The sequence below is a fragment of the Runella defluvii genome (assembly GCF_014195535.1).
GTDB lineage: Bacteria > Bacteroidota > Bacteroidia > Cytophagales > Spirosomataceae > Runella > Runella defluvii.
In genome coordinates, this window is sequence record NZ_JACIBY010000006.1 from 61,552 (window position 1) to 83,409 (window position 21,858).

Sequence of the window (21,858 nt, forward strand, 5' to 3'; positions counted from 1 at the left end):
TTATCATGTTTTAAAATTCAACAACTAAATGACCAAAAAAGCGACGCTGCGTAGGATACGGAGCAATGTCAACGCCTGACGCTACTGCCTGCAACCCGAACGTAGAAGTCTCGGGGTCGTAGCCGCGGTACTTGGTAAATGTCAATGGGTTTTGGCACGAGAAGCCTACTTTCACCCGTGATATTTTGTTATTGAACCACTTGCTCAACGAATTGGTAGGCACGGTGTAGTACAATGCTGCCTCGCGCAGACGAAGATAAGTCGCATCTTGTACCCAGCGGTCGGCTCCATTGTGCGGCGCCAAACCGCGCTGACGGCCATTAGGAATACCGTCGCCATTGTCGTCGCGATACCAGTCAGGAGAGGTTCCTCCACCATCCCACAAAAACTCAGTTAGATTAATATTATCACCCCCTTTTTTCCAATGCCAAAGCATGTTAAAATCAAAGTTTTTCAAAAAGTTGATTTCATTGCTCCACGACATCTGAAAATCAGGCTGGTTGTTTCCTAAAATATAAGCCCCCGTACGCACACCCTCAGCGGTAGGAGTATCGTTGGCATCACGTGCGGGGCGCGTTCCTACGATGGTCGTAGGCGAGAACCCTTCTTGGTATAAAAACGTACCGAGTGACACCCCAAACGCTCCTGAATTATAGGCAGGAATACCCAATTTAGTAAGAAGGATGTCATTTTTCCACCACAATACGCGTGAGCTCCAGCGAATTTTTTCTTTTTGAACAATGGTTGCCCCCAACGAAAGTTCTACCCCACGGTTTTGAAGCTGGGCCAAGTTCGTAGGAATGGTGCTAATCCCCACCGCAGGAGATAGCTGTAGGTTTTGGATATTACTGCGCGTTTGTTTGTCGTAGTAAGTAGCTTCGAGTTGGATACGGTTATTCAACAATCCTAAGTCCAATCCAAACTCTAACTCACCTGCACGCTCAGGTTCGATGGCCGCGTTTCCTGCCGCAGTCGTTACGACCGAGCCGAGTAAGCCGCCAATGTTTGCCGAGTTAAGCGGCGTAAAAGTTGTCCCAAAACCTGGTACCCCCGCCGTTTCACCGTACGCTACACGGGGTTTAATTTGCGAGAAAACAGAAGACAAACTAGAAGAACGAATAAAGTCGAAGTTGGCTAGGTTGATGGCCAACGACGCTTTTGGGAAAGCCCAAAACTTGTTGGCATCACCGATGAGGGTTGATTTATCCCAACGTACCCCCGCCGTCGCGATGATTTTATCGTCCCAGTTGGCTTCTTGCTGTACAAATGCTCCTACGTCGGTAATGCTCTGGAAGCGTTGGTCAAAAATCTCTTGTACCGTTCCTTGGCGCAAGTTGGTTTGCCCCCCTGCCAATCCACGCGAACGGTTCAACAAACGGTCTTCACGGAAATTGAGACGAACCGCGCCTACCTGCGACGTGAGGTTTAGCTTGCCTATGTTCCAATTATACACTAAGGCTGCCTGCAAGTTAGTATTGACGTTTTCGGTTTTACCCCAAATCACATCCCCAGGGTTTCCTTGGGCGCGTTGGTATTGTAAATCTTCTGGAAGATAGACGAACGTCGTACCTTGTGTGTAGTCAAAACCTCCTTGCCCCACGAGTTTGAGCAATGCTTTTTCTGATTTGTAGAGATTTGCCGTCAGGTTGAATGACTGAATAAAACGGTTGACGTTGGTGTTATTAATTCCGCGGTCTGTCACTGCTACGGGGTTTTCGGCAAAATAAGGGTTATCGGGATAGCGACCACTTGCATCTGGGAACAGATTGAAATAGTTTGGCACGTACGCAATGTTATACCCGATACTCGCTCCAGAGTTGTTTTGGTTTCCCGTAAAACCACGGTCAGAAATGGTATTGATGTAATTTGAACCTACTGAAAGCGTAATGTCGTTGGTGAGTTTGTGGTCGATATTGGCGCGTAGCGAATAGCGTTTAAAGCCCGTGCGACGAATAATCCCTTTTTCATCCGTCAACGCACCTGAGATAAAGAACTTCGTTTTATCGTTTCCTCCCGAAATACCTAGACGGGTATTAGAAAGTGGGGCGGTGTTTCCGTAAAAATACTTTTCGTAGTCCCACGTTTGGCCATTGGCTGCGCGAAAACGCTCCAATTCGATGGGGCGACGAGCAGCCGCAAAAAACGTATTGATTTTATCTTCACTCCAGTTGTCCACCCCAAACAAACGTTGCGGCGTCGCCATTCCGTAGTCTTGAGCAAAAGACACTTTGGTTTTTCCCGCGCTTCCGCGTTTGGTTGTGATAATAATAACCCCCGCATTGGCACGCGTACCGTAGATAGCCGCCGCCGACGGACCTTTGAGTACCTCTACGTTTTCGATGTCGTTGGGGTTTAAGTCCGAAATACGGTTAGAGGCGTCATCTTGGGTTTCTGCCCCTGCGCCCGTCACCGAAGCGCGCCCAGAGCGGTTTACGGCATTGTTGGCATACACTCCATCAATGATGTAAAGTGGCTGCGATGCCCCCACAAGCGACGAAATCCCACGGAGCTGAATCGACACCCCACCACCTGGCGCACCACCGTTGGTGTTCATGTTGACCCCTGCTAGTTTTCCGTAAAAAGCATTGTCCACCGTCTGAATTTGGGTGGTTCCCATCAATTCTTTGGCCGAAATGGTTGCCACCGCATTGGCCAAATTAGAACGCTTAATGCTCGATGCCAAACCCGTAACGACCACTTCTTGGAGATTTGACACGTCTTCCGTCAGGGTTACATCAATGGTGCTGTTGTTCCCAACTGCCACCTCTTTTGACTGAAATCCAATGGACGAGAAGACCAGAATGGCATTCTTTTGATTTAGGGTAATGGAGTACATACCATCTCCCCCACTGACCGTTCCAACGGTTGTCCCTTTGACAACCACATTTGCACCTGGAATGGGCGACCCATCCGATGACTTGACCGTTCCGCCGATTTTGGTTTGGGCTACTGCAACGAACGACAGCAGCCACATCCCCATAGCAAAAGCAAGTTTTGCCACTGAGGAATCAGTAGATTTGAACATAGATTTGGTGTTTAATTTAGTTTAGTTAATTAGTTAGTATAGTCAACTCAACAACAATAGCGAATGCTTAATTGTTTTAACACCCATTTGGTTTTAAACCATCGAAGAATTTTATGCTGTTGCGGAAGAGTTGCGGAGGCAATAATATTCAAATAATTCTATTTAAGAAAAGATTTGAACTAAATTTGTATTGCAAACAGAAGAAAATATGGCAAACGCAAAAAAAACAAAGCGCCTTTGTCTGAACAAAGGCGCTTTACAATAAAAGACATAATTTAGTTACAAACTTTTCAAATAAGCAATGCTTTTAGGTACTTGTTGGCTCCAAGTAGGACTTTCATCTTCAATAAAATAGTGCTTAATTCCAATCTTTTTTGCCTCGCGAATCACCCCAGCCACATCTACTTGTCCCGTTCCTAAAACGACATCATTTTCGAGCGCCGTGCCGCCCGTCAAATCGCCTTTTACTCCTTTGCGAAGGTCTTTGAGGTGCACCAGTTTGAAGCGATTTCCGTATTTTTTCAATAAGCCCACAGGCTCTGCTCCGCCGTGAAATGCCCACAAAATGTCTATTTCAAACGACACATAGTCAGGGTTGGTATTTTTGACGATGTAGTCAAAAAGCGTTCCTCCTTCATACGGCTGGAACTCATAGCCATGGTTGTGGTAGCAAAACGTGATGCCATTTTCTTTTAAAACTTTGCCAATTCGGTTGAAGTCTTCGACGGCTTTTTTTGCTTCTTCAAACGTAAACCCTCCTTTTACTTTGTGCGGAATCCAAGCACACATCAAGAATTTTGAGCCCAAAACCTTGGCCGTTTCTGCTGCTTTTTGGGGGTCTTTGACCAATTCATCATAGCCTCCGCCTGTTCCCACAATGCTGATTCCGCGTTCTTCGCACATTTTACGAAATTCGGCAGGGGTCGTGCCTTTTTGTGCTCCGCCTTCGAGTTCGGTGATACCAAGTGATTTGAGGGTATCCAATGTCGCAGCTACGTTTTTAGGAAAACTCGCCCGATAGGTATAGGCTTGCATCCCAACGGGAAATGAATATAATTTCCCTTTTTGGGCTAGGCTCTCGCCGACAATGCCCATCAATGAGAGCAGTACGCCTCCCATTAAGCTTAATTTTTTCATCATTTTTGAAGTTAAGAGCGTTTACTACAAAAGGTATTTTCTGGTAACGTTTACTGTTTTTCTGTGTGCATTCCATCTGTGGGTTTCTGTGTGAAAATGTTTTTCTCGCAGATTGGCGCAGATGGAATACCCGCAGATGGACGCGGAGGTTAGTCTTTGAAGTATTTGTCCAACACTTCCTTGGGCTGCCATTGGTCAGGCTTACGCACGATGCCTTTATAATCAAAGGTTTGAGGGAGAATTTCTGAAGCAGTTAGTGGTGCCGTATCGCCGTAAAACTGCTGATGTTTCCGTAGGTCTTCGGTCATCGTTTTTACTTTATCCGCAAACTCTGGCTTTCCCGCTAGGTTATTGAGTTCATAAGGGTCTGATTCTAAATCAAAAAGCTGGGTATAATCCACTTGCGGGTACCGAATCAACTTCCAGCGACGGTCACGGACGGTACGGATGGAGGCCCGATAGGCTGTAAATACTTGTTCTCGCACCGATTTGGTTTTTTGCTGTAAAATGCCTGAGATGTCCTTCCCTTCCAAATCTTTCGGCGCGGTTATTCTTAACTGCTGACAAAAAGTAGGAAAAAGGTCAAATAAATAGACAAAGGCATCACTGCGTTGTCCTTTGGGGATGCCTTTTCCGCTCACAATCAGCGGCACTCTCATGCTGTGTTCGTATAGGTTTTGTTTACCCAACAACCCGTGGCTTCCCATCGCCAGACCGTTGTCGGCCGCAAAAACAATAAGGGTATTTTTATCCAAGCCTTTTTCTTTGAGTTTAGCCAAAATCTTCCCAATCGCCTCGTCAAGGTGGGTAATCATGGCATAATATTCGGTCAACTGTGCTTTGATGACCTCAGGCGTACGTGGAAAAGCCGCCAACATCTCGTCGCGTTCGCTCATGCTACTGCCAAAATGAAACGGGTGAGCAGGCATAAAATTGGGCGGAAGTGGCGACGTTCCGTAGCGTTTGAGGTAGTCGGGCAAAGGCGAGCGGGGGTCGTGGGGAGCCGTAAATGCCACGTAAGTCACAAACGGTTTCGAGGCCGTTTGTTTATCCAAAAAATCAATGGCCGTTTGGGCAAAATGGTCCGTTGAAAATCCTTTTTTTACAGGTTCGGTGAAAGTCCCATCGGCTTTGAGGTCGCACATGGGGGTTTGATAATGATCCGCCATTCCACCCAACATGACATTTTTGGCCTCCATAAAACTTGCCCCAACTGCTTCGGGCTCGTTGTGCCATTTGCCCGTCATAAACGTATGATACCCTTGCTGACGCAGGAGCATAGGCCAGGTCGTTACGCCTTTGAGCCGGTCAGTCACTCGAAAATACCCTTTTCCGCTCATCAGCATCGCCCGACTCGGGGCACAAATCGCTCCGTGCAAACCACCCAAAATATGGGCTTCGCTGAATAAGGTTCCGTTTTGGGCAAGCTGGTCCAGATGCGGGGTTTTGACGTAAGGATTTCCGTAACACCCTAGGGCGTCAGCACGGAGGTCATCGGCAAAAAGAAACAAAATATTGGTTTTAGGAGATTGCGCCAACGTTTGATTGGCCACAAAAAAGCCCAGCGCAAAAAGTATAATTCGAAACATACGAAGGAAAGAAAGGGGTAAGGTTCTTATTTTATAAAGTACAAAACCGCCTTTTATACCTAAGTTAAACACATAGTTCACATAGAGTTTTCACAATAGGTACATAGCCATATAGTATGTTTTCTATGTGTATATGCTCATGTGCCCTATGTGTTTTAAAATCAATGGCTCAAAAGACATTACTTAGCCGTTCCGAAAAGCTGCTTCAATTGGTCAAGCACTTGCCCCCCTCCCGCAATCGAAATGGTGTTGATTTTATCGGCAATTTTCTCGACGTACTCCATTTCTTTTAGGCGGAACAACATTTCGTTTTCCTCCATCAGTTTGGCAGTGTTGAGCAAGCTACGCATCGAAGCGGTTTCCTCTCGGCGCATGATGATGTTGGCTTGGGCTTTTTTCTCCGCCACCAACACTTGATTCATAATTTCTTTCATATCGCCTGGCAAAATCACATCCCGAATACCGCAGCCTACGAGAGTGAAGCCTAGTTTGGCTACTTTATCGGCCGTTGCGGCCAAAATAAACTCAGAAATTACTTCTTTTTTCTCAAGTAATTCGTCCAAAGACAGCGTCCCAATGTACTCGCGCAACGCCAATTGCATGAGGATATAGAGCTGTTTATCAACTTCTTTGTTCTCCACAAGTACCTTCATCACGTCAGCGACTTTGTACTGAACATGAAAGTTGACGCGCAACGACGCTTTGTCTTTGGTCAGAATCTCCTGCCCCGCTACCTCTAGTTGTAGCTGACGCATATCGACTTTTGAAACAAAAACCGACAAGTTGTTTCGCCACCAATAATAGGTTCCTGCTTCTAGCATCTTTTGCAGCTTACCGTCCACAAAAAGCAATCCTTTTTCGTAAGGTTCTACGGTGTAAGTACGCATATACGTTAGTACCTCTTTGGCAGCAAGTGCGGCCAAATCAATCTCTTCGGTAATCTCTACTTTGCTTAAGTCCACCCGAACGTAGCGATAGTTGATGATGCTTTTCCAAAACGCATAACGCCCTGGTTTAAGCACCGTTTTGAATAGCTCGTTTTCGTACTGCAACACAATCTCGTTATCTTTTACCTCTACCACGTCGAGCATAGCTGCCAACGTGTTGTCTTTCAGCAAAATATCTAACGCGCAAGGCGCGACGAAAGGCTGAGTTGTATTGTATATTTTCACGGTCTTGAAAGGCGCCAACCAGTGTGTACCCTCTGTAATGGCTTTTACGTACGTTTCATCCCGAAAAACTAGCCCTACTTGATAGGCGTTGATGCGAACAATTTTCATGATTTAAAGCATTAATGATGACTGTTTCAGTTTAGCTTCAGGACAAAAAACACTTCGTTTTTTGAAGGCGGAAGCGGGTTTTTGTCTTTTTTGTTTAGGATTGTTTTTAAACGTTTTACCTTGACTTTCCAAACAGCACAATACTGTGTTTATCCAATCAAGTTTGTTCGTCAAAAAGAACTTCAAACGCGAAAAACGGCATTGTCCCGTTTGCTGGCTTTCTCCAAACTGTGACGAGATTGCCCCGTCACAGAAGCGTTTTTTGCCCTTATTAGCCCGATGGTGACCATTTTTGGTGAAGCGGCCTTCTTCTACGTCTGTTACTCTACCCAGCTGAGTTACATGGCTTGCACCAAGGAGGGACTCGAACCCTCGACCCACAGTGTGAAAGTCAAATTAGAGCGATTTCGACAGCATACCGTGCGATACGTCGGCGGTACTATGTGGCGATGAACACCAGCATCAGGTTCGTTATCGTTAACTTGACGATACAAAGGTTTATACCTTCTGCGCAGTCTTTTTGCGCAGTTGAAATTATTTTCGGAAATTTTCAAAAAAACTGGTTTATCCCATGCCCGCCAACCGCAACGCCCTCATAAGATACAAGACGATTGACGCTTGTTTACGTAATAGATACCGCAAATGGACGCTCGAAGACCTCATTGAAAAAGTCTCCGAAGCCATGTATGAATATGAAGGCATGGACAAAGGCATCAGTCGCCGCACTATTCAGGCCGACCTTCAAATGATGCGAAGCGATAAGCTCGGCTACTTTGCCCCCATTATCGTCGTGGATAAGAAATACTACACCTACGAAGATCCCACTTACAGCATTACGCAAACCCCGTTGACAGAATTGGATTTACAACGGATGAACGAAGCCGTGGAAGTACTGCGCCAATTCAAAGGGTTCTCGCATTTTCAACAGCTGACAGACGTCATTCAAAAGCTAGAAGGGCACGTGTATGCGGCCAAGCACCACCAGCAAACCGTCATTGATTTTGAGAAGAATGAAAACCTGCGGGGATTGTCTTTTTTAGAAACCTTGTACCAAGCCGTGGTGCAGCAGAAGGCGGTTTCGATGACTTACCAATCGTTTCGAGCCAAAGAAGCCAACCAATTTACGTTTCATGTATGGTGGCTCAAAGAGTACAAAAACCGTTGGTTTGCTGTCGGAATCAAAAACCAACTCTCTGAAGTGCTTCACTTGGCATTAGACCGAATCATTGAATGTAGTATCGACGACGACAAGCCCTTTCGAGCCAACGAGCACCTGCAGCCCGAAGCATTTTATCAACACGTCATTGGCGTGACGGTCAGCCCCAATCAGCGCCCCCGACGGGTGCGACTTTGGGTGGCTGCGGCCCACGCTCCCTACTTAGAAACCAAGCCACTGCACAGTTCACAGGTAACGTTGGAACGCCAACAAGAAGGGGTTGTGATTGAGCTTTTTGTCCAACTCAACTTTGAATTAGAAAAAGAAATTTTAGGATTCGGGGAAATTATCAAAGTCCTGTCACCCGATGCCCTCCGTAAACGCATTCAACAGCGTTTGAAGAAAGGTGCTGAGAATTACGAATAAGTGCTTTTATTCTAAAACACATAGGGCACAAATAGAATACACACACATAGAACACATAAGACATTGTTGATTCACGAAAAAAGAGGCAATAACCATTGCTGATTATTGCCTTTCAGGGTAGGGTAAAAAGTGTATAAATGCTTAAATCTGTGGCAATACAGGGCGTTTTGCCAACGAGTCGTTGATAACTTTCAATACATGCTCGCGTTCTTCACCTACCAATGGCAAGCGTGGCTGACGAACATACTCCGTTCCTAAGCCCGTAGCGACTTCGGCCAATTTGATATTTTGTACAAACTTCGTCGAAACATCAAGGTGCAATAGGGGGAAGAACCAACGGTAAATCTCGCGTGCTTCGGCGATACGGCCTTGTTTCGCTAATTCATAAATCACAACCGTTTCGCGTGGGAAGGCATCCACCAATCCAGCAATCCAGCCATCAGCGCCCATCAAAAGGCTTTCCAGTGCCAGGTCATCTACCCCCGACATAATCTTGAAACGTCCACCCAATTCGTTGATAATATCCGTCATGTAACGCACATCACCTGTTGACTCCTTCATGGATTCAAAGTGCGCATTTTGAGCCAAATCTTTAAACATCGGAATGCTTACAAAGGTCTTGTACGCCACGGGGTTGTTATATACCATGTACGGAAGGTCAGTAGCATCGGCGACGGTGTGCATGAAGTGGAGGGTCTCGCGGTCGTCAGAAGGGTAGCGCATCGGCGGCAACAACATGATGCCATCAGCGCCCGTTTTTTCGGCTTCTTTTACGAAATTCACCGCTACTCGGGTGCTATTTTCAGCTACGCCAATCACCAACGGTACACGGTCGGCAATCACCTCGCGCGCCGCTGCCAAGAGCGTTAGTTTTTCATCGTACGTTAGGGTACTGTTTTCTCCCAACGACCCACAGATGATAATTCCGTGCACTCCTGCCTTGATTTGTTCGTCGATGTTGTACGTAAACATCTTGATGTCTAATGTTTCGTCCTCGAAAAACTTCGTCGTGACGGCGGGGTAAACTCCAATCCAGCTTGGTTTCATATTTTTGGTCTATTTCTTTTTTCTTGTTCCACTAATTACGACACAAAAGTACAAGCTATACATTCGTTGCTTTGGCTTAGATTAATACTTTCTGATACTATTTTGGTCAAAATCAGGCCGCGTCTTTGTTATACTTATTTTTGTAATCAATGGGCGACAGTCCCGTCACTTTTTTAAATACATCTCTAAATGCCTTCGTATCAGAATACCCTACGTCATACATCACTTCGTTGACTGTTTTACGGGTGAGTTCAAACTGCTTCTTGGCGACTTCGATTTTCACGCGTTGCAGGTATTCTACCACGGTATTGTTGGTTGCCTTCTTAAATCGCCGTTCAAACGTCCTACGGCCAATCCCAAAGTTGTCTGAGAGGTCATCCACCGTAATTTTATCTTGGTAATTGGTTTCTATAAAGTCTTGTACTTTCTTGATTTCGAGGTCTTCGTGCATTTTTTGTCCCTTAAAAATGCTAAACGGCGATTGGCTATCAAGCCCAATATCAAGTACAAAAAACTTGGCTGCCAAAATAGCCATCTCGCGACCTGCGTATTTTTCTACCAAGTGCAACAGCAAATTCCAATATGAATGTGCTCCCCCGCTCGAATACAGGCCATTGTGTTCCACAATGATTTTGTCGTCGGTGAGGGTAACGTCGGGAAACATTCGTCGAAATTCGTTGGCAAAAAGCCAATGCGTCGAGCATGATTTACCGTTTAGCAGCCCCGTCGAGGCCAACAAAAACGCCCCTAAACACAAACTCGCTACTTCGGCGCCACGTTTGTAGTGGTCAACAATCCACGGCAGCAGTGCCTGATTTCGCTCCAAGGCGTGTTCGATATGCCCACTGATGGCGGGTACAATGATGAGGTCAGTTTTGAGGAGTTGGCTGATGACCGCGTCGCAATGAATAGAAATTAGGCCATCGTTGAGTCGCACTTCTTTGGTCATACCCACCAATTGCACATTGAACAGCGGCGGGCGTCCTTGACCTTTAATAAATTCATTGACGGCTGTAAACATATACCGTGGGTCAACGATAGCCGCAGATACGGCCGTTTCGGGCACTAAAATCGAGACGTGTTTCATGGTAGAAGTTTTTTACAAAAGTACGAGCCGCCAATGTCGGAATCAACCCCTCAGATTGTCGTTTTTACACAGCTTTGGTCACAGATTCCGTCTGTACTTTTGCAGTATCAATTTATCGCACAACACCCATGAAAACATCCCCTCTTTCCATTAATCTTTGGTTCAACGGCAATGCCGAAGAAGCCGTCGCATTTTATACAGCCATTTTTACTACCTCAAGCGTCGGGCGCATTACCCGTTCTGGAGACCAAGTACTCGCCATTGGCTTTGAACTAAATGGGCAACCCTTTGTAGCGCTCAACGGCGGCCCGCAGTTTAGTTTTAGTGAAGCTATTTCGTTCATCGTCAATGGCGAAACGCAGGACGAAATCGACTACTACTGGGAAAAATTATCGGCTGACGCTGACCCAAACGCCCAACAGTGCGGCTGGCTCAAAGATAAGTTTGGAGTTTCTTGGCAAATTGTTCCTACTCAGCTTAGCGAAATGCTTGGTAGCCCTGACCCACAACAAGCCCAACGGGTCTTAAACGCCTTGCTTGGAATGAAAAAAATAGATATTGCTCAATTGAAAGCTGCTTCGGAAAATTAAAAACTAACTACCATGGACACTCGTTTTTTCAGTAATGATATTCCAGCATTTTGTGTAACTGCGACTTCTTTTCCCGATGGTGTGCTAGCTGCCCACCAAACGCTACATTCAGCAATTCCATTTAGTACCCATCGTCGCTATTTCGGAATATCGTATGCTCAGCACCTTGGGAAAATTATCTACAAAGCAGCAGCAGAACAACTTACACCCGAAGAACCACTTTTGACTGGTTTTGAGGCTTTTATTATCCCCAAAGGATATTACTTAAGTATCTTTATCCCCCAATTTCGCAGCAATATCGCTGCTATTGGAGAGGCTTTTCAACAGTTATTAACCGACCCCCGCCTCGACCCTAATGGTTTTTGTCTTGAGCAATATGAAGGGGACGATGACGTGTACTGTATGGTAAAATTGATTTCCGAGTCATGATACAGCTTACACCTTACCTCAACTTTGAGGGAAATTGCCGCGAAGCCATGCTGTACTACCAACAGTGTTTAGGAGGAGAATTACGGCTACAACCCGTGGCAGAGTCGCCGATGTCGGCCCAAATGCCCGCCGAAACTGGAAACCAAATCTTACACGCCGTCTTGGAGAAAGAAGGCAAAATTTTACTTTTGGCCTCAGATATGCTTGGTAATAAACGGGTCGGAGGAAATTCCATCACCCTTTCTATTTATTTTCAGCAGCTCAACGAAACACAAGTTGCCTTTGAAAAATTAGCCCAAAACGGAGTAGTTACTCAACCTCTCCATCAAACGTTTTGGGGAGCAACGCTCGGAATGCTTACCGATAAATTTGGCAATCACTGGATATTTCACTTTTCTAAACACCCCAACTCATGAGCCCTAAAGCCCTAAAAATCAGCTACTGGACCACTACAATTATTTTTGTTTTGTTTATGACAATGGATGGCATTGGCGGAGTCACCCAACAAAAAGATGGGCAAGAAGCCTTTAAAATGCTCGGCTACCCAATGTACCTTCTACTCATCGTAGGTTCGGCCAAACTTCTCGGCGTCATAGGCTTATTGCAAACCTATTCGTCCATCGTGAAAGAATGGGCGTATGCAGGTTTTACCTTCAATTTCATCTGCGCTGCCCTTTCGTGGGCGTTTGTGGGTGAGCATACGGCTTTTGCCATTTTCCCGTTGGTAGTACTTGCCATTATGGCCACCAACTACTACCTCTGGAAACGTTACCTTACTCTTTATTGACCCAATTCTCCCGCCGATTTTACGTATTCTCGGGGCGTCAGTTTGGTGATTTGTTTAAACTGACGGTTGAAATTGGATAAATTGCTGTACCCACATTCAAAGGCAATTTCGCTGACACTTTTGGTGGAGTCTTTGAGCAAACGACACGCGTGCTCAATGCGAACTTCGCTCAATAGTTCCGAAAATGTTTTGCGCGTGTGGGTACGCAAAAACCGACAAAAAGCAGGCGAAGTCAAATTAGCGACATTGGCCACGTCCTCTAGCGTGATGGGGTCGGCATAGTGCCCTAAGATAAAATTGAAGACATTTTCCAGCCGCTGTTGATCCACAGGCTGCTTCGGTTTTCGGTACGACGCCCCCGCCAAAAGTTCGTAGTCTTGCGACAACGTCAGGAAATCAAGGAAGGTCAGTAAGGCCGTAAATTGTTCAAAAGAACGTTTTTGGGCTATTTGCTCAAACTGACTTGTGACGTCAGTAGGCTGCCCAAACCGCAGCCGCACCCCGCGTTTTGCGTCTTGTAAGATGGCGTGAATGTGCCGTAACTCTGGCGTTTTTTCAAAAAATTGCAAGAAAAACTCTTCTCTAAAAAAAAACGTACACGCCTTGATTTGTAACTGTGCGTTTCGCTCAAAATAGGCAGGGTCGCTGAGGAGGACGTGCGGCACATCGGCCCCCAACAACAGCAAATCCAACGGTTGAAAACGGTCGATGCGGTCGCCCACTACCAGCGTACCCGTTCCTTCCAAAATGAGGGTCAACTGAAATTCGGGGTGAAAATGGAGTCGTTCATAAAAATGCGCCCCTTCGTCCACCTGCACCCGAAACGAGCGGTCGTCCACGGTCGGAACTCGAAATAGAACTGCTTTCATTTGCCAAGCGAATAAGTGACCAACACGGGTAAATGATCAGACGCGGTGGGCTCGTCCAGCACCTTATATTCTACGACTTTAAAAGGAGCTGACTGGTGCGTCCAAAAATAATCAATGCGTTTTCCATTGCCTGGGTACGTGGCTTGGACTGAGTTTGCCCCTGCGTCGTTCCAATATTTGGTCAAAGCCTCCAGCGTGTGATTGTCGGCAGTAGCATTAAAATCTCCCCCCAAAATCACGGGATAAATGCTATTTTGGAGGTTTTCGTTGATAATCGCCGCCTGTAAACCACGATTTAAAGCCGATTTGTGGTCGAGGTGGGTGTTGCAAAATCGAATAGATTTCCCTTCCGATAAAGGTACCAATGCACACATCAAAATGCGCTGTTCGGTGGAATCAGGGTTAGGTAACTTTAATTTTTGAACGTGCTCAATCGGCCTTTTTGACAATATTCCCAAGCCGTACTTTCCTCCTTGCAAATCTATCGCAGCCGAAAAGGCCGAATGATAATCAGAAAGAAGCGACAAAATCCGCATCTGATTTAACTTCCCCGACCGAGGCACTACGCTGTCTATCTCCTGCAACGCCACAAAATCAGGTTGGTACTCTTTCACCAATTCCACTACTCGCGTCAGGTTGGTTTTACCCACGTTATTTTCGCCGTGGTGAATGTTGAACGTCATCACTTTTAGGGTCATGGGCTTTGCGGCAGGCTTTGCTTTGGTTTTTTGAGCCTCCACACCTGCCAGACTTCCCCAGCAAATCAATAAATAAAGACTATATTTGAGAACTTTCACCGTTAGTATCTTTACCATTTATAACAGAAAAAACGTTAGTAATTCAACAAAAATACAACCTCTGCTGTGAAAACAAAGTATCTGCTTCTTTTCCTCTTCCTGACGTTCAGTCTTGCCATTCAAGCCCAAGTTTCTCGCATAGACAGCACTACGGCTTTGCTCAAAAAGTATCAGTTTTCGCACCTTAAACCGATTGTAGTAGGCGCCAACGGCAGGTATTATTACGGCGGTGTTCGTCTGCGTAGCAATTATTCGTTAGAAATTCCTTTTGGCGAGCTCGACGACCCCGAGGTGAATCATTATTTTAAAAGTGCACGCGTCATCCGAACGGTCGGTACGGTGGTGTCGGTGCTTCCTACCCTTTATTATTTGCTTGAAGGCGGTTCGGCCAACGTAAGCCGTCGGACCTTTTGGGCTACTTACCTTGCCTCCATCGGCGTATCGCTAACGGCCAATATCATTTCTACATTAAAAATTCGCCGAGCAGTCAGTGTCTATAATACCCGTTTAGCACAACCCAGAATTGGCCTTTCGCTGCAAAATACACCCTTGTCACGGCCCGCAGTAGGTTTTGGAATCGCTTGGAACATGTGACACGTGAGAAAAGGCACTCATATCCTTTCCCTTTTTTCAGCGTCAAAAGCGGGTTTTGAGAAACCCTTGGCACGGGCACGGATGCGCTGGGCTACGTACAGCCCTGCCACAACGAGTGCTGTTCCTACAAACGTATGCCAAGAAAGAGGTTCTCCCAAAAAAAAAGAAGAATAGGTAAACCCAAAAACGGGACAAAGGAAAAGCCACATCGAAGCTCGCACGGCATCTAAGCGAAGTAGATAAAACCACAACTGCAACGAAATGACCGAAACGGGAACAATCAACCAGCCTACTGCTCCCCAAAACTGCGCATCCCAACGGGTATGTTCCCAATCGGCAAAATAAACCGTAAAAGGCAATAACATAATTCCCCCTAACATTACTTGCCAACCATTGATAAGCACGTTGGGTAATCGCCACGAGATGCGGGCATAATACACACTCGCAGCCGATACCGACACAATTCCTGCCATCAAAATAGCTAATCCTCTGGTTGTAGCAAAGCTATTCTGGAGCAAAGGCCAGGTGGCCAACCCCGCTCCCGAAAGTCCCAACACAACCCCTAGGGCTTCGTTCCACTTTAGACTACGCTGTAGCCATATTGCTGATAAAACAATGACAAACAACGGCCCAGTAGCCGTGGATAAACTTCCGATGCCCGCCGATACTTCGCGCATCGAAAGCACAAAGGCACTCAAATATAACGTTGTATTGAACAGGGCAAAAATCGCCAATTGACCCCATTCACGCCCTCGTGGAAGTGTTTTTTCGCTATTGGCAAAGGTATATCCAAAGGTCAACATAAGCGTACCTGCCAGCAAAAACCGAACATTGGCCAAAATGAGCGGGTCGGCCGAACGAATTCCAAATTTCGTTGCCACGGAAGCTGATGCCCAAAGCATCGCAAAAAGAATTCCTATGAGTGTGTTTTTCATTGGTAGAACTTTCCGAAAGTTCAAACTTTCGAAAAGTTGTTAAGGTCGTTGTATTTATCGACAGTTTTTCTTCCGTTCTGAGGCTGCTTCCGCGTCGCCAATGGCTTCTCCTTTTTGCCACGTACGGCAAGCTTCGTCGTTTCGATTAGTATCAGCGTAGGCTTTACCCAGCCAAAAATGAATTTGGTCGGTGGACGGGTTTTGGTCATAGGCTTTTTTCAACTCAGCCAGTGCCTCGGCTTTATTGCCCGTTTGCATCCAGTACAAACCCAAATTGCGGTGTGCGTAACTGTTTTGAGGGTCTTTTTCCAAAGCACGTTCAACCAACTTTTTCGCCTCTTCTGTTTTTTTCTGTAAAAGTAAGATGTAGCCTTTATTATTAAGGTAAATAGGATTGACAGGGTCAAAATCCAAGGCGCGTTCTACCATTTTCACGGCTTGGTCGAGTTGGTTTTGCCGCGCAAAAATCAATGCCAAATTATTGTACGCAAGTTGTTGTTGTGAATCAAGTTTGAGGGCTTTTTCAAAATCAACTTGGGCAGATTTAAAGTCTTTTTTTTCAAAATACGCTACGCCTCGGTTAACCAGTGCCTGTACGTTGGTTGCTTTCAATGCTACGGCGCGGTCATATTCTGCCAACGCTTGGTCATAATAACCTTGATTAAATTTCAAATCACCCCAGCGGAGGTAATAATTGGTGGAGTCTTGGTAATTCTTACGAATTTGTTCGAGGTCTGCAGCTGCCTGAGTAAACTCTTTACGATCCACCAACGCCCCCGCCCGATTAAAATACGCCTCGTCGAGTTTTTTATCGAGTTCAATGGCTTTATTAAAATCTTCCAATGCCTTTTCCGTTTCTCCGACATGCAAATAAGCAATACCTCGGTTACAAAACGCATCGGCCATATCGCCTTGCTTTAGAATCGCTTCGTCATAGTAGCGAATCGCCTCGGCATACTCTCTTTTTTCAAGTTTAAGATTTCCTTTCAAAAAAAACTGAGCAGCCTCCGTTTGGCTTTGTTCGGAGCAGCCCACCCAACTTATCGCAAAAAAAATACAGAGCATAATGCTCCAGCGAAACCCTTTCATTTTATACAATATCATCACAAAAAGTGGCTTAGTGAGAAAAAAAGAGACTTTTGGCTGCAAAGATACAGGCTTCTAACGTGCCTAGCATTTCAAATAAAAAAAATACCAAAATTAAAATTCCTTAATTAGACATACCTTTTTGGCACAGTTATTGTCTATCAATAGTCAGCAACATTATGGAATACAACCACTTAAACTCAGCTTATCGACACCACTTTACAAACTAAAACAGCGTCATTTTCGTTTTATTTGTAACAGATTCTATTACTAGAATAATGCAAAAAGCCATGATAAGTAACCAACAAAATATACCAACAAACACGCACGAAGAGTGGCAGAAGTCCATTCCTGCGCAGGTATTCTTGAACCATTTTCGTAGTATAGACTACTACATCCGCCACACCACCCCATTAGAAGAGGTTCGCCAATTAAGTACCCTTCAACGCTTCAATCCCAAACGAGAAGGAGCACGCGTAGGTGCCGCAAAAAAATGGTTATTGCACGCATGGAGCGCCGAATATACGCTCCGAACCGCCGCCAATCACGCCGACGAAAACTATCAAAAGCACTCCCTCCACTGGACGTTTCCGCAAGCCTACTATAGTGTCTTGTACGGAGCCAAAGCGTTTTTAGCCATCCAAGGAATCGACGTGCCGATTGAAGCCGTCGTGGGGCAAATTATTAACGGGTACGTTGCCAAAGGTTGGTATCCTGAATCCATTGGATTTTATGTCGATGGGCCGCTAGGACACTATACCTATCATCAATTACCGCAAACTACCGAACCAGCATTGCTCCAACCGCTCGAAACGCCGAAACAAGCCGAAGCGCACATTGCTCAGTTTTTAAAGACAACGCGTGACTTACGCTTACGGGCTTACCGCCGCCGTTTACAAGCAAACCCCGAAAAAGCATTGCGCTCAAAAACGGGAAAAATTATCACCAAATTTGGGGCAACACACTGGGAAGAAATCGCCAAACACACGGGGCCAACAACCTACTTTGACCTCATGAGTCGGTTGAAAATTTCGGGTACCCAGCGAGAAATTGAGCGTTTTGTGGAAGCCGACATCGACGTGCCTAAGTTTCATCAGTCATTGCTCAATATTGTGAAATACCTCAACTTTATCCACGAATGTTATGTGGCCAAAGTAATGGGCTTAAAAGCCTATCAACAGTGGATTGAGGAATTGCCTTCGTACTTACGTCAGAGTTTCCTTCAACAGCGTTACGAAAACGGAATTATCCCCATCGTAAGTGCTGTGACCAAATTCTGAGCCATCACGAGGTTTTGAGAATCCACGAGCACTAAAAAACCTCCCGAAAGTTAGAACTTTCGGGAGGTTGGTATTAAAAAACATCATCACCTGTGTAGTTGGGTACTCATACCCAACCCAGCGGTTTCTCAAAACCGCGTGAATCAAAAACCTAAGACATCACGAGGTTTTGGGAAACCGCTTTCGTGGATTTGAGAATCCACGAGCACTAAAAAACATCGTCATCATCTTCGTCCTCATCGGGACCCGAAAACATACTGCTCAACAAGTCTTTGAAATGCAGTCCACGGTCCAGCATCTGCTTACCAATGAGCGAGTGTTCGGCCATACCATGCAGGGCAAACTCCATCATAAATAGTTTTTCTTCCCGACTCAAGCCACGGTGAAAGTCATCCACCAAATCGTCTAATCCTTCAATTGTCTTTAAACGGGCTTCGTATTCGCGGTTGGTGAGTTCGCTCAAAATATCCATTTCGTTTTCCCCAAACCACTGTTGCACTTTTTGGAATGGATTCTTCGCTCCCTTTCTCTTTTTTAGAGATTCGGGATTGGGAAAATACGTCAAAAACTGCGTACGAATCGCCTTTCCAATCAGGTTTTGCGCCACAATAACAGGGCCTTCTACTTCGCCTTCATAGACCAATTCTACTTTTCCACAAATGGCAGGTACAGCTCCGTACAAATCCGAAATACGTACGTACGCTTCTTTTTCACCGTTGAGCAACACCCGACGTTCGGCTGCCGAAAGTAAGTTTTCAAAAGCCGCAATCGTCAAACGTGCCGATACCCCACTTTTCGAATCCACGTACTCACTGTCGCGGGCTTCAAAGGCAATTTGCTCCACCAAGTCTTTCAGAATTTCGTTGACTTTGACCATACCTTTTTGCTCGGTTTTCACCACCGCTTCTTGCGCCGTAATTTTCTTCCCGATTTCAAGCGTTTTCGGATAGTGCGTCACAATTTGGCTGTCGATACGGTCTTTCAACGGCGTCACAATACTCCCGCGATTGGTATAATCTTCGGGGTTTGCCGTAAAAACAAACTGGATATCAAGGGGAAGACGCAGTTTAAAGCCACGAATTTGGATATCGCCTTCCTGCAAAATATTAAACAATGACACCTGGATACGGGCCTGTAAATCAGGCAATTCATTGATAACAAAAATACAACGGTGCGAGCGCGGAATGAGTCCGAAGTGAATCACGCGTTCGTCCGAATAAGGCAATTTGAGCGTTGCAGCTTTGATGGGGTCAACGTCCCCAATAAGGTCGGCTACCGATACGTCGGGCGTGGCTAGTTTTTCAGCATATCTCTCCTGACGGTGTACCCACGCAATCGGCGTGTGGTCGCCTTTTTCGTCCACAAGATCGCGCGCAAAACGTGAGAGCGGCTGCAACGGGTCGTCGTTTAGTTCCGAGCCTGCCACCACAGGAATGTATTCATCGAGCAAATTAACCATCAACCGCGCAATGCGGGTTTTGGCCTGTCCACGAAGCCCTAAAAGGTTGATATGGTGCATCGACAAAATAGCCCGTTCGACGTCGGGGATAACGGTATCTTCATACCCCCAAATGCCAGGAAAAACAGATTCTTTGGCCCGTAATTTCTCAATAAGGTTATCTCTTAATTCTTGCTTAATAGATTTGGGCTGATAGCCCGCAGCTTTCAGTTCGCCAAGCGTGTGGAGTTGGAGAAGCTGTTTAGGCTTTAAATCGCGGTAGGCCATACGTTCTAAAGATTGGTTTGTTTCAATAGATAAGTAACAGCCATCGTATTTGAATAGTTTTGGCGCACGGTTTAAAGTTTTTTCATCCTCCGTTTAGGTCATGTTTTTTCGCTACTTTTATGGCTTCGTATGATGGTCTCATACACAAACATTCATTTAGATATTTTACTACTATTTCTGTTACGCTGTGTCTTCAAAAACCTTTTTCTGCATTGATGCCCACACCTGCGGCAACCCTGTGCGCTTAGTCGCAGGCGGCGGTCCTTTATTGGAAGGACGCAACATGAGCGAAAAACGCCAGCACTTTCTCCGTGAATACGATTGGATTCGCAAAGGGTTGATGTTTGAGCCACGCGGCCACGATATGATGTCGGGCAGTATTTTATACCCACCTCACGACCCCGAAAATGACGTTGCGGTACTTTTTATCGAAACCAGCGGCTGCCTCCCCATGTGTGGACACGGCACGATTGGCACCATTACCATTGCCATCGAACATGGGCTTATCCAACCCAAAACCCCTGGCATCGTTCGGATGGAAGCACCTGCGGGCTTGGTACTTATCAGCTACGAACAAGTAGGTAACAAAGTAAAATGGGTAAAATTGGTAAATGTCCCTTCGTACCTAGCTGCCGAAGGCATTGAAGTAGAATGTCCTGATTTGGGAATGTTAAAGATGGACGTTGCCTACGGCGGGAACTTCTACGCCATCGTGGATGTGCAAGAAAATTTCCCTGGATTAGAGCATTTCAAAGCCGAACAGCTCGTCGGTTGGGCACGGGTTTTGCGTCAACGTATCAACGAAAAATACAGCTTCGTACACCCCAACGACCCTACGATCAATGGCCTGAGCCATATCGAGTGGACAGGGGCGGTCATTGACCCTACCTCATCGGCTCGTAATGCGGTTTTCTACGGCGACAAAGCGATTGACCGTTCTCCTTGTGGTACAGGCACCTCTGCCCGTATGGCGCAGTGGGCGGCGCAAGGGAAACTCAAAAAAGGAGATACGTTTATCCACGAAAGCATCATTGGAAGCAAGTTCATTGGCACGGTAGAAGATACGGCCAAAGTGGGTGATTTTGAAGCCATTGTACCTGGCATTCAAGGTTGGGCCAAAGTATATGGCCTCAATACCATCACCATCGACGACGAAGACGACCCGTACGCACACGGGTTTCAGGTGATCTAAGTGCTAAAGCAAAGTCGGGGTGTAAGCACCCCGACCCACTTACTATTCAGGCGTTACGTAGGCTGCCGTGATACCTCCATCTACAAGGAATTCAGTACCCGTTACGTACGAAGACTCGTCCGAAGCTAAGTAAAGAACAGCATAGGCCATTTCTTTCGCTTCGCCAAAACGTCCCATTGGAATATGTACCAAACGGCGTTGTTTTTTCTCTTCAGTACTCAAAAATTTCATCAATAACTCTGTGCGAAGTGGTCCTGGGCAAAGGGCATTTACGCGTATATTTTCACGGGCGTGAATCACTGCCAACTCACGGCTCATCGAAAGAACCGCCCCTTTGCTTGCCGTGTAGGCTACTTGTGGCGTAGCTGCACCCAACAAGGCCACAAACGAAGCTGTATTAATGATGCTTCCTCCGCCCGCACGACGAAGCGCAGGAATGGCGTATTTACACCCAAAGAATACCCCTTTTACGTTGATATTCATGGTCAAGTCCCAAACTGATTCTTCGGTCGTAACGGCGTTGTCGTCGTCGCTGTGCATGATACCTGCGTTGTTGAAAACAACATTCAACTTTCCGAATGTTTGTTCAGCCACCGCCACCATGTTTTCACAATCCGCCGCTTTCGACACGTCGGCACGTACATAGACCGCTTGTCCGCCTTGGGCTTTGATGAGGTCAGCCGTTTCTTGTCCTGCCGCGTCATTGACATCGGCTACAACAACTGCTGCTCCTTCTTTGGCAAACAACAATGCCGTCTCACGGCCAATTCCGCTACTTCCTCCAGTAATAAGGGCTACTTTGTCTTTTAAGCGCATGTTTTTAGAA

The 21,858-nt window shown here is 46.1% G+C and carries 20 protein-coding genes; 8 read left to right on the top strand and 12 right to left on the bottom strand.

The window, feature by feature from the left end; translation table 11 throughout:
• Positions 1-10: 10 nt before the first annotated feature.
• The 4 genes from FHS57_RS15285 to FHS57_RS15300 all read right to left on the bottom strand — a co-directional run bounded on the left by FHS57_RS15285 (position 11) and on the right by FHS57_RS15300 (position 7,031).
• Positions 11-3,025 (bottom strand): SusC/RagA family TonB-linked outer membrane protein, encoded by a 3,015-nt coding sequence (locus tag FHS57_RS15285; RefSeq protein ID WP_229601361.1) that lies wholly within the window; start codon positions 3,023-3,025, stop codon positions 11-13.
• Positions 3,026-3,304: 279 nt separating this feature from the next.
• The gene (locus FHS57_RS15290; protein WP_183975740.1) at positions 3,305-4,162 is read right to left on the bottom strand and encodes a sugar phosphate isomerase/epimerase family protein; all 858 of its coding nucleotides are present in this window, start codon (positions 4,160-4,162) and stop codon (positions 3,305-3,307) included.
• A gap of 149 nt (positions 4,163-4,311) precedes the next feature.
• Positions 4,312-5,751, bottom strand: coding sequence for a sulfatase family protein (locus tag FHS57_RS15295; RefSeq protein WP_183975106.1), 1,440 nt, complete (start codon positions 5,749-5,751; stop codon positions 4,312-4,314).
• A gap of 179 nt (positions 5,752-5,930) precedes the next feature.
• On the bottom strand, positions 5,931-7,031 hold the full coding sequence (locus tag FHS57_RS15300) for a slipin family protein (RefSeq protein WP_183975107.1): 1,101 nt from the start codon (positions 7,029-7,031) through the stop codon (positions 5,931-5,933).
• Positions 7,032-7,602: 571 nt separating this feature from the next.
• Here FHS57_RS15300 and FHS57_RS15305 point away from each other — a divergent pair.
• Entirely contained in the window at positions 7,603-8,613 is a 1,011-nt protein-coding gene (locus FHS57_RS15305) for a helix-turn-helix transcriptional regulator (protein WP_183975108.1), read from the top strand.
• A 141-nt stretch (positions 8,614-8,754) separates the two neighbouring features.
• Here the strand turns inward: FHS57_RS15305 and FHS57_RS15310 are convergent, their stop codons facing one another.
• Together FHS57_RS15310 and FHS57_RS15315 are read right to left on the bottom strand one after the other, a co-directional pair.
• On the bottom strand, positions 8,755-9,660 hold the full coding sequence (locus FHS57_RS15310; RefSeq protein WP_183975109.1) for a dihydrodipicolinate synthase family protein: 906 nt from the start codon (positions 9,658-9,660) through the stop codon (positions 8,755-8,757).
• A gap of 112 nt (positions 9,661-9,772) precedes the next feature.
• Positions 9,773-10,747, bottom strand: coding sequence for a GlxA family transcriptional regulator (locus FHS57_RS15315; protein WP_183975110.1), 975 nt, complete (start codon positions 10,745-10,747; stop codon positions 9,773-9,775).
• 128 nt (positions 10,748-10,875) lie between these two features.
• Here FHS57_RS15315 and FHS57_RS15320 point away from each other — a divergent pair, with 128 nt between their 5' ends.
• From FHS57_RS15320 to FHS57_RS15335, 4 genes are read left to right on the top strand one after another with little or no spacing between them, the layout of a single operon-like run.
• Positions 10,876-11,337 carry a VOC family protein gene (locus FHS57_RS15320; RefSeq protein ID WP_183975111.1) on the top strand — a complete coding sequence of 154 codons (462 nt, stop codon included), beginning with the start codon at positions 10,876-10,878 and terminating at the stop codon, positions 11,335-11,337.
• 12 nt (positions 11,338-11,349) lie between these two features.
• Positions 11,350-11,766: a transcriptional regulator gene (locus FHS57_RS15325; RefSeq protein ID WP_183975112.1), complete on the top strand. Its 417-nt coding sequence runs from the start codon at positions 11,350-11,352 to the stop codon at positions 11,764-11,766.
• On the top strand, positions 11,763-12,182 hold the full coding sequence (locus FHS57_RS15330; RefSeq protein ID WP_183975114.1) for a VOC family protein: 420 nt from the start codon (positions 11,763-11,765) through the stop codon (positions 12,180-12,182). Before FHS57_RS15325 ends, FHS57_RS15330 begins: the two co-directional genes overlap by 4 nt.
• Entirely contained in the window at positions 12,179-12,553 is a 375-nt protein-coding gene (locus FHS57_RS15335) for a DoxX family protein (RefSeq protein WP_183975116.1), read from the top strand. The genes FHS57_RS15330 and FHS57_RS15335 overlap by 4 nt, the downstream gene beginning before the upstream one ends.
• Here FHS57_RS15335 and FHS57_RS15340 read toward each other — a convergent pair.
• Both FHS57_RS15340 and FHS57_RS15345 read right to left on the bottom strand, forming a co-directional pair.
• Positions 12,547-13,422, bottom strand: a complete 876-nt coding sequence (locus FHS57_RS15340; RefSeq protein WP_183975118.1) for an AraC family transcriptional regulator — start codon at positions 13,420-13,422, stop codon at positions 12,547-12,549. The genes FHS57_RS15335 and FHS57_RS15340 overlap by 7 nt on opposite strands.
• Positions 13,419-14,237: an endonuclease/exonuclease/phosphatase family protein gene (locus FHS57_RS15345; protein WP_183975120.1), complete on the bottom strand. Its 819-nt coding sequence runs from the start codon at positions 14,235-14,237 to the stop codon at positions 13,419-13,421. Before FHS57_RS15345 ends, FHS57_RS15340 begins: the two co-directional genes overlap by 4 nt.
• Before the next feature lie 48 nt (positions 14,238-14,285).
• Here FHS57_RS15345 and FHS57_RS15350 point away from each other — a divergent pair, with 48 nt between their 5' ends.
• Positions 14,286-14,813 carry a hypothetical protein gene (locus FHS57_RS15350; RefSeq protein ID WP_183975122.1) on the top strand — a complete coding sequence of 176 codons (528 nt, stop codon included), beginning with the start codon at positions 14,286-14,288 and terminating at the stop codon, positions 14,811-14,813.
• 17 nt (positions 14,814-14,830) lie between these two features.
• On the opposite strand, the gene FHS57_RS15355 is transcribed toward FHS57_RS15350, so the two are convergent.
• Both FHS57_RS15355 and FHS57_RS15360 read right to left on the bottom strand, forming a co-directional pair.
• Positions 14,831-15,748: a DMT family transporter gene (locus tag FHS57_RS15355; RefSeq protein WP_183975124.1), complete on the bottom strand. Its 918-nt coding sequence runs from the start codon at positions 15,746-15,748 to the stop codon at positions 14,831-14,833.
• A gap of 54 nt (positions 15,749-15,802) precedes the next feature.
• Positions 15,803-16,837, bottom strand: a complete 1,035-nt coding sequence (locus tag FHS57_RS15360) for a tetratricopeptide repeat protein (protein WP_221225640.1) — start codon at positions 16,835-16,837, stop codon at positions 15,803-15,805.
• 287 nt (positions 16,838-17,124) lie between these two features.
• On the opposite strand from FHS57_RS15360, the gene FHS57_RS15365 reads away from it, so the two are divergent.
• Positions 17,125-18,114: a hypothetical protein gene (locus FHS57_RS15365; protein ID WP_183975128.1), complete on the top strand. Its 990-nt coding sequence runs from the start codon at positions 17,125-17,127 to the stop codon at positions 18,112-18,114.
• Positions 18,115-18,322: 208 nt separating this feature from the next.
• Here FHS57_RS15365 and FHS57_RS15370 read toward each other — a convergent pair whose 3' ends face one another.
• Positions 18,323-19,840 (bottom strand): P-loop NTPase family protein, encoded by a 1,518-nt coding sequence (locus tag FHS57_RS15370; protein WP_183975130.1) that lies wholly within the window; start codon positions 19,838-19,840, stop codon positions 18,323-18,325.
• A 187-nt stretch (positions 19,841-20,027) separates the two neighbouring features.
• On the opposite strand from FHS57_RS15370, the gene FHS57_RS15375 reads away from it, so the two are divergent.
• Entirely contained in the window at positions 20,028-21,032 is a 1,005-nt protein-coding gene (locus FHS57_RS15375; RefSeq protein ID WP_183975132.1) for a 4-hydroxyproline epimerase, read from the top strand.
• Between the two features lie 42 nt (positions 21,033-21,074).
• On the opposite strand, the gene FHS57_RS15380 is transcribed toward FHS57_RS15375, so the two are convergent.
• On the bottom strand, positions 21,075-21,848 hold the full coding sequence (locus FHS57_RS15380; RefSeq protein ID WP_183975134.1) for a glucose 1-dehydrogenase: 774 nt from the start codon (positions 21,846-21,848) through the stop codon (positions 21,075-21,077).
• Positions 21,849-21,858 lie beyond the last annotated feature (10 nt).